Here is a 13,284-nt window from a genome sequence, read left to right as displayed (position 1 = left end):
TCGCTTGGAAATCTTTAACAACTTCAACCACTTGCGCTTCCGATCACTCGGTAGCGGGAGGCGAATTCTACAGCGTTCCAATACTACGTCAAGTCTCTTTTTGAACTTTCTTTCCCCGTCCGAACGCCTGTACTACAGAGGCCTTTTCAGCCCCCTCCCAAGCCGCATTGGCTGGGTAAACCAGCGACGCGACTACTCGGTCGTCCAGTCGAGATCGTCGTCCCACTCCTCATCGTCCTCAAAGTCCTCCTCATCAACCTCCTCCGCTTCCGGTTGGTTAAGGAGGAAATCCTTACGACTCTCAGTAATTGCCCGTCTTAGTTCCTCCCCCTTCACGGGGCAGTTGAGCATTTGGGCGATGCGATCGATTTTTTTCGCCACGGCTTCCTCCAACGCATCGGCTACGACCCGATAGTGCGCGCTTTCGGGCACGGATGCCAAATGGCTGACCGTCTTGCAACTCAGTTTCTGGGCATTTCCTTGAGTCGGGCCTCGACGTTTTCGTCAGGAAAGCGTTTGTGCAATGCCTTCATTAATGTATCTGCCGCCTGTACCTGACCGGCATTCTGCAGGCGCACCACCTCACGCAGTTGCTCATCCAGCGCTATTGCCGGCGCCGCTGCACGTTTAGCAATTTTCGCCTCTTCGGCCCTCTCGGCATTAATCGGCTCGCTCTGCGCGGGCGCAGCAACATCGGCCATCGGCGCCGCCGGGGCAGCCAGAGAGCGCGCAGCTTCTTTTTTGACGACCGGGGCGGATGCCTTGGGCGCCGTGACGAAGTCATAGCCCGGCGATTGCTCCGGCGTACGCTGCGCCAACGCCAGCATCAACGCGACACCCACAAGGCTGGCAAACGCAACCTGCCAGCGAGGCTTCTGGCACGCCTGAATCCAGCGCTGCCACAGGTTTGGCTTCGGCACCGGAGCTTCCTTATGGGCCACGGCAAGGATCAATGAATCCAGATGAGCCGGCGGTTCACCCGTCGCGTGCTCACGAAAGTGCTTCACCACATCATCTTCAGGTGCAGGACGGGCGTCAGTCATATCAGTACCTCCTCGGCCAGCAGCCGACGCAGTTTTTGCTGGGCGTAACGCAAACGGCTTTTGACGGTTTCCAGCGGTGCTCCAATGAGCATGGCGATCTGCGCCAGATCGAGATTGCCATGGGCACGCAGGAGGAAGACCTCACGCTGGTCAGCAGGCAGATTTTGCAGCGCCGTTTCCAAGCGCTGACTGTCGCGACTCAGGCTTAGCAGTTGCTCCGGATCGGTCGCCTCATCAATGACTGCATGAGCCTGTTCGTCATAGCTGTCGTGCAAGGGGTTGTGGACTCCGTGCTTACGCCAGTGATCGATCAGTCGATTACGGGCGATCTGGTAAAGCCACGTACGAAAGTTCGCCCGACCTTGTGGCTGACTGGTACTGCGAATCAGGCTCAGCCAAGTGTCCTGGTAAACCTCTTCGGCCAGCTCGGGTTTACCGCTGAGGCCGAGCAGGAATCGATAGAGGCCCAAACGATGGCGAGCGTACAAGATCTCGAACGCTGGCCCGTCACCTGCTCGATAACGGGCCAGCAGCGCTTCGTCGCCCGGCTCAAGAGCTGACATGTCAGTTGTTGCCTCCTTTAATAAGCGGCTCACTGTTCGAGGCCGTCGTGGTGCGCAGGCTTTGTGCTAACGCTACCAACTGCACGAACTCGGCACGCAGCCCGAATCGATCCTCTCCCCGCGCACCGCGAGCCAGTACTTGCGTGTCCTTCAAACTGAAATCACCGGTATACCGCCCATCTTTAAGCTGCTGGGAAAACGCGGCGACGGCCGCCGCAAACCTCAGGTCATCGCTGGCTTTGCCGGATTGACTGTCAGTGATGGGTCGCTCGATCAAGCGACTATTCCCACCTTCGGGCAGCTGATACCTCACTCGCAGCATCGCCAGTTCTCCGGAACTCGCGGAAACGGACGACTCAGGTTTGCCATAGCGCAAAGGCTCCAGCCATCCCTTCTCACCCTTGGGCACAATTTCATACAGCGCCGTCACCGTGTGCCCTGCACCGATCTCGCCCGCATCGACATTGTCGTTGCTGAAATCCTCGCGCTTCAACGTCCGATTTTCATACCCCAACAGTCGATACTCGCTGACCTGAGCCGGATTGAACTCCACTTGCAGCTTGACGTTCTTCGCCACGACCGCGAGCGTTGAGCCGAGCTGATCCACCAGCACCTTGCGCGCTTCACGCAGGTTGTCGATGTAGGCGTAGTTACCGTCCCCGGCGTCGGCCAGTAGCTCCATCAGGTGTTCATTGTAGTTATCCACCCCAAAACCCAGGGTCGTCAGGGAAACGCCAGTCTTGCGTTTATCCACAGCCAGTTGCTTGAGGCTATCGAAATCGCTGATGCCGATATTGAAGTCACCGTCGGTGGCCAGCAGGATGCGGTTGATTCCCTTGGGGATAAACGCCTGCTGCGCCATTTGATAGACCAGTTCGATGCCCGACGCGCCAGCGGTCGAACCGCCGGCGGTCAATTGATCGATTGCTGTACGAATTTTCGCCTTTTCGCGTCCGGAAGTTGGCTCGAGCACCACACGCGAATCGCCAGCGTAGACCACCAACGAAACACGATCCTGTTCGCGCAATTGATCAACCAGCAATTTCAGGGTGCTTTTGACCAGCGGCAGACCTTCGCGGCGGTCCATTGAACCGGACACGTCCACCAGAAACACCAGGTTCGCCGGGGCCAGTTCCGCTACCGCGCGATCAGACGCCTTGATGCCGATGCGCAGCAGGCGCGTATGCGGGTTCCAGGGTGACGATGCCACTTCAGTGGTCACGCCGAATGGCGAGCCGTCGGTGGGTAACGCATAGTCGTAGGGGAAGTAATTGACCATTTCCTCCAGGCGCACAGCGCCGTCGGGAGGCAAGCGCCCCTGATTCAGTAACCGTCGGACGTTGGCGTAAGCGCCAGTATCCACATCGGCACTGAAGGTCGAGACCGGCGCCTCGGCCACGCTGTGGATGGGGTTGTCCGCCAGCGCCTGGTATTGCTCTCGCTGTTCATCCCGATACCCCGGTGGGAATGACTCAGGTGCAACACTTGCGACCGGTGCCGGACGTGCGCTGCGCTTGGCCATCGACCTATCCGCCAGCGGCGCTTCACTGCGCACCACCCCAGCCGCCTTCATCTCGCTTTGAGCCGGTGGCGACACTTGCGCGGAATCGGGTGCGGAGGAAACGCCGCAACCGGCGATGGCCAGCAGTAACCCGGTGGTGAAACCCTGGGCGGCCGGGCGGAGGAAATGCAGAGGGAGGGACATGGGGGCTGACCTCAGGAGGAAATTGATCCATTCATCCTCTGAGACGAGCTCCCGTTCAGGTTCGGGTTAAACCGGCTGAAAATTAAACTCAGCGGTGGTAACGGCGCACCACGCTGCTGTTCCTCAGCACATGACCTTTGATTTTTTCCAGCAGTTGCTCACGCGTCAGGCCGGCAGGCAAGGCGTCTGGAGCGAGGTCCAGCGCATACAACTGAATAATGTAGTGATGGGCGCTGTCGCCAGTCGGTGGGCAGGGCCCCATGTAACCGGGGGTGCCTTTGCTGTTGGTGCCGCTGACACCTTCAAGGGCTGATTTTGCCCCGACGCCGGCAGGAATCTGGTGCGTGGTGGCCTTGATGCCGTAATGCACCCAATGATCAACACCTTGGCCCTTTTGGCCGTCCGGGTCGTGCATGACGATGGCATAACTCAGTGTTCCCGCCGGACCGGTGTTCCAGTTCAGCGCCGGTGACGCATTGTGTCCGCCACAACCCGGAGCATCGCTGGCAGCCGCCGAGGTAAACAGCCGGTCATCCGTTACACCTGGAATGTTCAGGGTGAAACGCTCCTGGGCCTGCGCCGGAAATTGCACGCAAAGGGCGACTGCAACGGCCGCCAGCCAAGGGTTCAGAGAGGTCAATCGGGTCATTCCGGAGCACCTTGTGCGGATAGGGCCGTCGTCGGCTTGCGAACTATAGCTGTACCGTTCGTGCGGTGGCAGTGGGAATTGGCTGAACCTCGCGTAAAGCGCCAAACTCTTAAATGAAAGTCTGTCTGGAGAGCCATCATGGCACTGCACCGCGTTGCGCATTTCGCCGATGTGTCCGAGAGCCGGGGCCTTGAAGTCCGGGTTGCAGACACCAAAATCGTTTTGTTGCGAGTGGGCGATCAGTTACGCGCCTATCAGGGCGAATGCCCGCATGCCGGGGCACCGTTGGCGGAAGGCGCGCTGTGCCACGGACGCTTGATCTGCCCGTGGCACAAAGCGGCGTATCGGATTGAGGACGGGGCATTGTGCGAACCGCCGGCCCTGGACAGTCTCAGGCGCTATCCGCTGGAAGTACGCGAGGGCGAGATCTGGGTCGACGACCAGCCATTAGCCGATGCGCATACACCGCCGGCAGACGACGAACGGACATTTGTCATCGTCGGGGCCGGGGCGGCCGGTACGGCGTGTGCGGCGGCGCTGCGCGAAAAGGGCTTCGGCGGCCAAGTGCTGCTGATCGACCGCGAAGTCGATGCCGGCTACGACCGCACCGTCCTGAGCAAATTTGTTATCGCCGGGGAGATGCCGCCGGAAGAAATCCCGCCGCTGAGGGACGAGGCGTTTTATCGCGAACAGCGTATCGAGCGCATCAGCGGTGAAGTCGCCAGCCTGGACTCGTCGAGCAAAACCCTGCGGCTGACTGAGGGTCGATCGTTGAGGTATGACGCCGCATTGCTTGCCACCGGCGGCAAGCCCAATCCTCTCACGCTGCCTGGCGCGGATTTGCCGCAAGTGTTCGTGTTGCGCTCAAAAGATCAGGCACGGGAGATTCTGCAGGCGGCAAAACCCGGCCAGCGCGCAGTAATCATCGGCGACAGCTTTATAGCACTGGAATCCGCGTCAGCCCTGCGTGAATACGGCTTGGAAGTGACTGTTCTGGCCCGGCATGCCATCCCCTTCGTCGCGCAATTTGGCGAAACCGTCGGCAAAGCGATTCGCGCCCTTCATGAGGCCAATGGCGTGGTGTTTCATACCGAAGGCGAAGCCTCTTATATAGAAGGCACGGAAAACGTCGAAGCGGTGTGCCTGGACAATGGTCAACGTTTGCCGGCGGACCTGGTGCTGGCCGGCATCGGCGTCACCCCCGCAACCGATCCGTTTACCGATCTGCCCAAGGAAAAAGACCGCTCGCTGAAGGTCGATGGCGCCATGCGCGTTACCGACGGGGTGTGGGCAGTCGGCGATATCGCGACCTTCCCGCTCAACGGCCAGCCTCAGCGCATCGAGCATTGGCGTCTGGCTCAACAACAGGCGCGGATCGCCGCCGCGAATATGCTGGGCGCTGACGAGCATTACCTCGACGTACCGTATTTCTGGACCTGGCACTTCGGCAAAAACTACGACTATCTTGGCCATGCCGAAGCCTGGGACGAAGTGGAGTTCAAGGGTGATCCCTACCACCCGCCCTTTATAGGCCTGTTCGGCAAGAACGGCGTAGTGGCGGCTGCGGTTGCCTGCGATGAAGAACGGGCCATGGCGCTGCTCGCCGAACGCATGAAGCAGCCGCTCTCAATGGACGAAGCGTGGCAACTGATTCGGGACATGAGTTAGCAGGCAAACACCCGACAGCAAAACGCCCGGCCTCTGCGTGCAGCAGAAGTCGGGCGTTGTTTTGAACGACTGGTTTTATTCCTGGATTTCAGCACCACCACCGATTTTGCTCATCACGAAGCCCACAAACTCTTCTACGGTCATTTTCTGGCCGTTGAATTCCACCTGATTGTTGGCGTAGTGAAATTTGCTGACGATGTTGTTGCCGTCCAGTTTGGCGAATTGCGTACCGACCGCCATGCTGCCGAACATGTCGGCCGTGGCGGTCGCCTGGTCGGCGATGAGCTTGGCGTCGGTCTGACCATCAAGCTGGCTTTGCACGGTGAACACGTCGACGAGCATTGGCTTGGACACTATTACATTGATATCCAGCAGTGCAATCAATTGTTGAGTCAGTTGATCGGGCGGCAGGTCCATGGTCGGTGGTTTGGTCAGGTCGAGCACCAGATTGGCGCGGCTTTCGCCATTGGTGGTGTTGAACGACAGGTTTTCCAACGCCACCTGCGGGCCGGCAGCCAGCAGTTTTTCAAGGCCTGTTTTGACCTGCGCCTCTTCGGCCGGGGTCAGGACCAGTTCTGGAGACGGCTGACCGGCCGCAGCGGCCTCGGCGGCGGCTTTCTCGTAAGGCTGCAGTTTGGTCTGGTAGACCTGCATCAGCGACATGGTCGCCGGGATATCGAGGTTCTTCAGGCTCATGGCCATTTGCGCGGAACCGACCGCCTTGCCGTTCACCGACACTTCACCCACTTTGTAATCGGCACGCCCCGAAGCGCTGGTGCCCGATTCCTCGGTCAGGTTTTTCATTTCAAATTTCTTCAGGCCCAGCACCGATTGCTTGGGACCGAAGGTGGATTTGCTGTCGCTCAGCTCGAGGGTGTTCTCGCCGGTGTAAAAACCGTAAGTGCTTTTTACCAGGTTACTGGCCATGGTCAGGCCATTGAGCTCGACCTTCACCGGGGTCTGATCTTCAGCCACGGTGGTCAGCGTCAGGCTGTCCATGTAGCCGTTGGCCTTGATCTTCTGGGCCTGGGCGCTGGCGGCGACTTCGAGGTTCAAACCGGAGAATTTCAGGTTGGACTTGTCATCCAGCGCGACATCCAGTGGCAGGAATTCGAGGGTGCCATTGGTGGCGTTGTCGTAACCGATGTTGACCACGCCGGTGAGCGGGGATTTGTCTTTGGCGGCAGCAAACCATTTCTCGGTGAGCGGGGTGCGTTCCAGTTCGTAGTGACTGGTGGCCATGACCGGCAACCACTTCAACGAGACCAGACGCGAGAACGGCAGCGGGCCATGTTCGATGTGGTCGACAAAGAGCAACTCAATCGGGGCTTCACCAAACATCTCGCCTTCGCCCTTGAGGCGGTAGTGCGCGGTGCTGCTGAACACATGACGCTCAAGCGACACCAGCTCCAGCGAGGCCGTGCCATTGGAACCGACCAGCGCAGCCTTCAGCTCTTTGTTGGCGTCGGCGATCGAGGTGTTCAACACGCCTTCGATTTTGGTCCCGGTGTACCAGGCTCCACCCGCGCTGATTGCACCGATGGCTACGACGATTCCAAGAAGCACGCCTGCTGATTTATTCATGAATGACCCAGTCAATGTCCGTTGTTTGAAGGTGTCGTCGTCTTCCCTGAACCCTTGAGGGGGTTGCGGCTCGACTCCGCTAAAAGTGGGGTGGAGATTAGCACTAGGCGCATCGGGCGGCCCAATGTTTAAAGGTTAAAGAGTGTCTATGGACTACTCGGGACGGTTGAGAGTTTCGGCGGATATGAAATCGCCATCGCGAGCAGGCTCACTCCTACAAAGGTTATGTGTCGTTCACAGAACCCTTGTAGGAGTGAGCCTGCTCGCGATGGCGTCATCCCAGCCAACACACATCAGGAATATTGCACTTCCATCTCATCCAGCTGATGATCAAAGCTCTTGAGCCGCGCCGTCCACGTATACACCAGCACCTCAAAGTCGCGGTTGATCACCGCCCCGCCGGTCACCTCCGAGCGCGGATCACAGACGTCGAGTTGATAGCGTTCCCGCGCCATCTTGGTGGCGACATCCGACAGCTCGCGGGCATTGTTGAGCCAGTGCCAGCCGTCCTCGGACACCTGTTTATCCAACGCCAGGCATTGCTTCTTCAAGGTTTCGAGGCTTTTTTCCAGCGGTGTGCCAGTGAGTTCGCCCATGACTTCCTGGAACGTGCGCCCCGGTTGCCAGTAGCTGCCCCAGAAATATTGGTCAAACACCGTTTCGACACGACGCAGCGCCACCTTGGTATCCCAGATCAGCACCAGGGTCTTGCCTTGTTCGAATTGTCTTTTTTTGATGCGCTGACCCTGGACGGAAGCCCAGGCCACCACCACGATCGCCATCACGGCGATGAGCGCGGTGGCGCTGTCGAGAAACACCAGCGCCTTGTCGATCTGGTGGGCCAGCATGATGCCGTAGAAATAGGTGGCCGACAGCAAAACCAATGCTGCAATAGCGCACCAAAAGCCAGGAGCATAAGGGTTTTTCATTATTTTTAATCCCCATGACCAACGCGAGCTTGATCGATGAAGTCGACTCGCGACTCCATCAAATCAAAGCATAGCAACGGCCTCAGGGTTTGCTGGCGTTCGTGCCTTGCGTTCGTCCGCTTTCCCAGCCGCCGCCCAAGGCGAGGAACAAATCGATCTGGCTGGCGGCCACCTGGGTGTTGGCAGCGGCGAGTTGCGCAGTGACGTCCGTGTAGGTGCGGGTCGCTTGCAGGTCCGCCAGGAATGATTCGCGCCCGGCCTGGAAGAAACGATGCGTCTGGTCCGCTGCCAGTCTTGCCGATTGCTCGGCGTCTGCCAGGGCGTCACGACGTTGCAACAACGCAGCGTACTGGGCCAGGCTGGTCTGGGTTTCGCGAATGGCGTTGAGCACCACCCCATCGAAATGCGCCAGCGTCGCCTGAGTCACCGCTTCGGCTTCGCGGATGCGTGCCCGGGCGCCGTTGGTCGGCACGTTCCAGGTCAGCGACGGACCGAAGCCCCAACGGTTGGTGGACGGGTCGCCGAGATCGTCGAGGATACCGACGGTGCCGATGGTCGCGCCAATGCTGATGTTCGGGTACAGCTCACCCGTGGCGACGCCAATCCCGGCCGTCGCAGTCGCCAGCCGGCGCTCGGCCTGCCGCACATCGGGACGACGCTTGAGCAATGCGGCGCCATCGCCCACCGGAATCAATTGCGCGATTTTCGGCAGCTCGTGGCAGGTGGCGGTGCCGGCCGGCAGTTGATCCACTGGCTTGGCCAGCAACATCGACAGGCGATACAGCCCGGCCTGACGCGAGGCCTCATAGCGCGGCATGTCGGCGCGCAGGGATTTGAACTGGGTTTGCGAACGGGTGACCTGGGTTTCGTCGCCACGGCCGGCATCGCGCAGGCGCTGGATCAGCGTGGTGCTCTGGGCCTGCAGGTCGAGGGAGTGCTGGGCAATCTCCCGCTCCTCATTGGCCGCGCACACCTGGGTGTAGGCTCGGACCACGTCGGCCACCACGGTGATGCGAGCCGTATCGGCAGCTGCCTGCGTCGCATCGGCGTTGGCCTTGGCCGCTTCGATGCCGCGCTGCAACGTGCCGAACAGATCGAACTGGTACGACGCGCTGATGCCGATATCACCGACGTTGGCCACCGGCACTTTTTCCGGAATCAGGAACGCTTGGCCAGACTCCTGCAATCGCTGGGCGCCCATCTTCACACCGCCGCTCCAGCCACCCGCCGCTTCTGCCTCATCGACCTGAGCACGGGAGCGCGACAGACTGGCCGCCGCAACGCGCAAATCGGTATTGGACGCCATGGCCTGTTGTACCAACTGGTCGAGTCGCGGGTCCTTGTACAGGCGCCACCAATCGGCCGGCACCGGCGCGGACACCACCGTTTTGCCGTCGACCGCCAGATCGCCCTGCAAATCGGGTCGATGGACAGCCGCTTCGTCGGGCAAATGGTAATCCGGGCCAACGACCTGACACGCCGATAGCAGCAAACCTAATCCGGCAACCGCCAAACCCGACGCCTTGCTCATTTCGCCGGCTCCTGCGGTTGATCGTCGATGATCGACACGGTCGCAGTCCGCCCGGCGATCATGCGGAAGTCCGCCGGCACATCGTCAAAGACAATACGCACCGGAATCCGCTGTGCCAGGCGCACCCAGCTGAATGCCGGGTTGACGTTGGGCAGCAGGTTGTTGCCGATGGTGCGGTCGCGGTCTTCGATGCCGGCGACGATGCTTTCCACATGACCACGCAGCCGCGCGCGGTCGCCGATCACGCGGATGTCGACGCTTTGGCCGACATGAATGCCGTTCAGTTTGGTTTCTTCGAAATAGCCGTCGATGTGGAATGAATTGCTGTCGACCACCGACAACACAGGTCGCCCGGCGGTGACGAATTCCTGGGCCCGCGGTGCACGGTCGTTGACATAGCCGTCGACCGGGCTGCGGATGGTCGAGCGGTCGAGGTTCAGTTGAGCGCTGTCCACCGCCACTTGGGCTTCCATCAACCCCACTTCGGCGCGAGCCACCCGGGACTGACTTTCTTCCAGTTGCTCGCCCGGCACCAGATTGCCCAGGCCACGGTTACGCTTGGCCTCGCGTTGCGCCTGAGCCAGGGTTTCCTGACGGTCGGCGACTGTCGCTTTAGCTTGGCGCAGGGCCAGTTTGAAACGGTCCTGATCGATGCTGAACAACACCTGCCCGCGTTTCACCAACTGGTTGTCGCGCACGTCCACTTGCTGAATCAGCCCGGACACGTCCGGGGCGATTTGCACGATGTCGGCACGGATATGCCCGTCGCGGGTCCACGGCGCAAACATGTAGTACATCACCATGCGCCAGACCACGACGACGGCGAAGGTCACGATCAACAGGGTCAGCACCACGCGCCCCAGGGTCAAAAAAGGTTTTTTCATGTCATCAGGTATCGACTGAGTGAGTCCACGGCGCCGAGCAGCAAAGCGTAGAGAGCCACGTTGAACAATGCCCGGTGCCAGACCAGACGGTAAAAGTGCAGGCGCATCAGCAACCCGTGCACCAGCAGGTACAACACATACGTAATGCCCATCAGTACCAGCAGCGTGGGCAGAAACACCCCGCTGATGTCCACATCACCGATCATAAAGGCGCTCCATCGATGCCATGGGGCAGCGGTTCTTCGAGTTCGCCCACGCTTACGAATTCCACGCCCGGCAACAACGCCAGGCGCAGGCCGCTCAGGGCATGCAACAAATTCAGACGGGCATCCTCATCACAATTCGTGTCCAGTGCCCGGCGGGCGCGGTCGAGGGTCATCAGCAACGGGCCGGGGGCCGGCAGACGCTCATCCGCCTTCAGGCAGGCCTTGAAATACTCACCGACTTCCGCCACCACCTGATGCAGCAGCGCTCGCGGTACACCGTCCACTCGCGGCGTGTAAGCCAGCAGATCGAGCACGTTCAGCGCCACACGCACCTCACGCAACGCAATGCCGGTGTCCTGGCCAGTCATGGCCAGACGCGGCAAGTGCTGCATCAGACGATCGAGCACGTGTACGCCCAATTGCCGGTGTTCGGCCAGGTTCGCCGGTTTGCTGAGATTGACGATGTCGCGCCAACTGAAGCGGGTTAACCGCTTGGCCGCCAGCTCCGCACCGAACGGCCGGGCGATCAGGGTCCAGATGAAGGCAAACAATAGCCCGATGGGGCCGGCCAGGTTGGAGTTGGCGAAACTGAGGAAGTCCGCATCGTAGGCGCCCTGAATGCTGATAAACGACGAGGTGTTGACGAGGGTCAGGAGCATGCCCAGGTAAAATTGCGGCTTGACCGTCAGGGTGCCGATGCAGATAAACGGCACGGCAAACGCCAACACCAGCATCGGGAAATCGTGCAGGTTGGGCAGCACCAGAAACAGGTAAAGGCTGGCCAGCACCACCGACATCGCGGTCCAGAAGAAGAATCGGTAAATCTGCGGTGCCGGGTCATCCATCGAGGCGAAAAAGCTGCACGACACGGCGGCCAGAATCACTGCCGAGCCGCCATCGGTCCAGCCAAGCAGAATCCACAGCACCGAGGCAACGATGATCGCGGTGACCGTCGAGGCCGCCGAGTAGAGCATCAACCCACGGTCGAGAAACGGTGACAGGCGACCGAGGCGCCAGTGGCGATACACGGCGCGCCAGCTGTCCGGGCTTTCGCACTGGATGGCGTATTGCAGGCTGCGGCAGTCTTGCCACACATCAATCCACTCGCCGAGGCGATACAACGCATTGGAGAACAGCAGCTGTTTGCGATCGTTAAGCGCTTCGGCGGACGGTTGCAGGGCTTCAAGCTGTTCTTTCAGCGCCTGCCAGCGCGCGAGGTCGGCGTCTTTGTGATTGAGCCATTCGGTCGCAGCGGCCAGCAACGGTGCGAACTTCTCCACCAGCTCGGGCGTACGCCGCTCAAGGGCATACAGCGCGTCGTCGAGGGCGTCGATCACCGGCAACAGGTGAATCATGCGCCCACGCAATTCCTTGGTGTTGCGCACGGTTTGCCGATGCGCACCCTCGTGCGGCAACTGGCCGATCATTAATTCCAGGGTATTGAAGGTCGTGACCATGGCGGAGCGCAGCGCACTGACTTCGTCCGGCTGCACCTGGCGGCTGAGGAAACGCAGGCTGTACGTCGAGGCATCGGCAAACCATTTGCTCACCGAGTCGTTGAACACCGGCGCCAGCCGCCGCGGCCAGAACATGGCGCCGACCACCGCTGCCACGGCGATGCCGAGGAAGATTTCTTCCGTCCGCGCTTCTGCCACATCCCAGACGCCTAACGGGTTGTTCACCACTGGCAAGGCGATCAGCGGCAAGGTGTAACCGGCGAGCATCAAGGCGTAGTTGTTGGCGGTGCGCAGGTGCAAGGACAGGAACAACAGCGTCCCGGTCCACAGCGCAATAACCACCACCAAAACGTAGGGACTCTGGACAAACATCGGCACAAAAAGCACCGCGGCCGCCGCGCCGAAAAAGGTACCGATGGCACGGTACAGCGCCTTCGAACTGGTAGGACCGACAAAGGGGCTGGACACGATGTAGACCGTGGCCATCGCCCAATACGGACGCGGCATTTGCATGAGCAGGGCGATGTACAACGCGATCATCGAGGCGGCAAAAGTACGCACACCGTAGAACCAGTCTCGCGCCGCGGGCATACCGCTGAAAAATCCGCTCAAGGGTTGACCACCGACGGCGAATTCGCCGCTTCAAAGGCTTTCAGTACCCGAAGCGTAGCTTCCAGATCGCTTTGGTCGATGCCTTCAAGCACTTCATGGCGCAATCGCACCAGCTCGATTTCGACGGCCTGCACCAATTCGCGACCGGTGGCGGTCAGGCTTAGGCACTTGGCGCGCCGGTCATGGGCATCTTCGGTGCGGCAGACGTAGCCCGAATGACACAACTGATCGAGCAAACGCACCAGGGACGGACTCTCCATCCCCGCCGCCTGCGCCACCGTCACCTGCCGCACGCCCTCGCCCAAGCGCCCGATCATCAACAACGGGACGGCGCAGGCTTCGGAGATTCCATAGTTGACCAGCGTGGTCTGGCAGATCTTCCGCCAATGCCTGGCGGCCACCACCATGGAGCTGCTGATGTTCATCTGGAGAGCGTCGAGGTTTTTCGGCACG

The 13,284-nt window shown here is 60.2% G+C and carries 13 protein-coding genes; 1 reads left to right on the top strand and 12 read right to left on the bottom strand.

Annotation, left to right across the window (positions count from 1 at the left end):
• Positions 1-192 precede the first annotated feature (192 nt).
• From SB725_RS29290 to SB725_RS29270, 5 genes are all read right to left on the bottom strand, one after another.
• Positions 193-441 (bottom strand): hypothetical protein, encoded by a 249-nt coding sequence (locus tag SB725_RS29290; RefSeq protein ID WP_027925997.1) that lies wholly within the window; start codon positions 439-441, stop codon positions 193-195.
• 20 nt (positions 442-461) lie between these two features.
• Positions 462-1,043, bottom strand: a complete 582-nt coding sequence (locus tag SB725_RS29285; RefSeq protein ID WP_027925998.1) for a hypothetical protein — start codon at positions 1,041-1,043, stop codon at positions 462-464.
• Complete coding sequence (locus tag SB725_RS29280) at positions 1,040-1,606, bottom strand: RNA polymerase sigma factor (RefSeq protein ID WP_027925999.1); 567 nt, start codon at positions 1,604-1,606, stop codon at positions 1,040-1,042. Before SB725_RS29280 ends, SB725_RS29285 begins: the two co-directional genes overlap by 4 nt.
• A gap of 1 nt (position 1,607) precedes the next feature.
• Complete coding sequence (locus SB725_RS29275; protein ID WP_410922944.1) at positions 1,608-3,311, bottom strand: vWA domain-containing protein; 1,704 nt, start codon at positions 3,309-3,311, stop codon at positions 1,608-1,610.
• 88 nt (positions 3,312-3,399) lie between these two features.
• On the bottom strand, positions 3,400-3,960 hold the full coding sequence (locus SB725_RS29270) for a YbhB/YbcL family Raf kinase inhibitor-like protein (RefSeq protein WP_410922943.1): 561 nt from the start codon (positions 3,958-3,960) through the stop codon (positions 3,400-3,402).
• Between the two features lie 138 nt (positions 3,961-4,098).
• Here SB725_RS29270 and SB725_RS29265 point away from each other — a divergent pair, with 138 nt between their 5' ends.
• Positions 4,099-5,628: an FAD-dependent oxidoreductase gene (locus tag SB725_RS29265; RefSeq protein WP_410922942.1), complete on the top strand. Its 1,530-nt coding sequence runs from the start codon at positions 4,099-4,101 to the stop codon at positions 5,626-5,628.
• Positions 5,629-5,703: 75 nt separating this feature from the next.
• Here the strand turns inward: SB725_RS29265 and SB725_RS29260 are convergent, their stop codons facing one another.
• The 7 genes from SB725_RS29260 to SB725_RS29230 all read right to left on the bottom strand — a co-directional run bounded on the left by SB725_RS29260 (position 5,704) and on the right by SB725_RS29230 (position 13,256).
• Positions 5,704-7,212 carry a YdgA family protein gene (locus tag SB725_RS29260; RefSeq protein WP_410922941.1) on the bottom strand — a complete coding sequence of 503 codons (1,509 nt, stop codon included), beginning with the start codon at positions 7,210-7,212 and terminating at the stop codon, positions 5,704-5,706.
• Between the two features lie 293 nt (positions 7,213-7,505).
• A complete protein-coding gene (locus tag SB725_RS29255; RefSeq protein ID WP_027926004.1) occupies positions 7,506-8,141 on the bottom strand; it encodes a hypothetical protein in 636 nt (211 codons plus the stop codon).
• 82 nt (positions 8,142-8,223) lie between these two features.
• Positions 8,224-9,672, bottom strand: coding sequence for an efflux transporter outer membrane subunit (locus tag SB725_RS29250; RefSeq protein WP_194941125.1), 1,449 nt, complete (start codon positions 9,670-9,672; stop codon positions 8,224-8,226).
• Positions 9,669-10,556, bottom strand: a complete 888-nt coding sequence (locus SB725_RS29245; RefSeq protein ID WP_410922940.1) for an efflux RND transporter periplasmic adaptor subunit — start codon at positions 10,554-10,556, stop codon at positions 9,669-9,671. The genes SB725_RS29250 and SB725_RS29245 overlap by 4 nt, the downstream gene beginning before the upstream one ends.
• Positions 10,553-10,762, bottom strand: a complete 210-nt coding sequence (locus tag SB725_RS29240; protein ID WP_027926007.1) for a DUF1656 domain-containing protein — start codon at positions 10,760-10,762, stop codon at positions 10,553-10,555. The genes SB725_RS29245 and SB725_RS29240 overlap by 4 nt, the downstream gene beginning before the upstream one ends.
• Positions 10,759-12,831, bottom strand: a complete 2,073-nt coding sequence (locus tag SB725_RS29235; protein ID WP_027926008.1) for an FUSC family protein — start codon at positions 12,829-12,831, stop codon at positions 10,759-10,761. Before SB725_RS29235 ends, SB725_RS29240 begins: the two co-directional genes overlap by 4 nt.
• Complete coding sequence (locus SB725_RS29230; protein WP_027926009.1) at positions 12,828-13,256, bottom strand: MarR family winged helix-turn-helix transcriptional regulator; 429 nt, start codon at positions 13,254-13,256, stop codon at positions 12,828-12,830. The genes SB725_RS29235 and SB725_RS29230 overlap by 4 nt, the downstream gene beginning before the upstream one ends.
• Between the last annotated feature and the right edge of the window lie 28 nt (positions 13,257-13,284).

Origin of the sequence: Pseudomonas sp. SIMBA_041 (assembly GCF_046535095.1) — a bacterium.
GTDB lineage: Bacteria > Pseudomonadota > Gammaproteobacteria > Pseudomonadales > Pseudomonadaceae > Aquipseudomonas > Aquipseudomonas mucoides.
This window is presented reverse-complemented; position numbering and strand designations above follow the sequence as displayed.

Excerpts from the sequence above, each read along its gene's own strand:
- SB725_RS29265 (WP_410922942.1), top strand. The coding sequence starts at position 4,099 with ATGGCACTGCACCGCGTTGCGCATTTCGCCGATGTGTCCGAGAGCCGG.
- SB725_RS29255 (WP_027926004.1), bottom strand. The coding sequence starts at position 8,141 with ATGAAAAACCCTTATGCTCCTGGCTTTTGGTGCGCTATTGCAGCATTG.
- SB725_RS29260 (WP_410922941.1), bottom strand. The coding sequence starts at position 7,212 with ATGAATAAATCAGCAGGCGTGCTTCTTGGAATCGTCGTAGCCATCGGT.
- SB725_RS29280 (WP_027925999.1), bottom strand. The coding sequence starts at position 1,606 with ATGTCAGCTCTTGAGCCGGGCGACGAAGCGCTGCTGGCCCGTTATCGA.
- SB725_RS29245 (WP_410922940.1), bottom strand. The coding sequence starts at position 10,556 with ATGAAAAAACCTTTTTTGACCCTGGGGCGCGTGGTGCTGACCCTGTTG.
- SB725_RS29240 (WP_027926007.1), bottom strand. The coding sequence starts at position 10,762 with ATGATCGGTGATGTGGACATCAGCGGGGTGTTTCTGCCCACGCTGCTG.
- SB725_RS29230 (WP_027926009.1), bottom strand. The coding sequence starts at position 13,256 with ATGAACATCAGCAGCTCCATGGTGGTGGCCGCCAGGCATTGGCGGAAG.
- SB725_RS29285 (WP_027925998.1), bottom strand. The coding sequence starts at position 1,043 with ATGACTGACGCCCGTCCTGCACCTGAAGATGATGTGGTGAAGCACTTT.
- SB725_RS29275 (WP_410922944.1), bottom strand. The coding sequence starts at position 3,311 with ATGTCCCTCCCTCTGCATTTCCTCCGCCCGGCCGCCCAGGGTTTCACC.
- SB725_RS29250 (WP_194941125.1), bottom strand. The coding sequence starts at position 9,672 with ATGAGCAAGGCGTCGGGTTTGGCGGTTGCCGGATTAGGTTTGCTGCTA.
- SB725_RS29270 (WP_410922943.1), bottom strand. The coding sequence starts at position 3,960 with ATGACCCGATTGACCTCTCTGAACCCTTGGCTGGCGGCCGTTGCAGTC.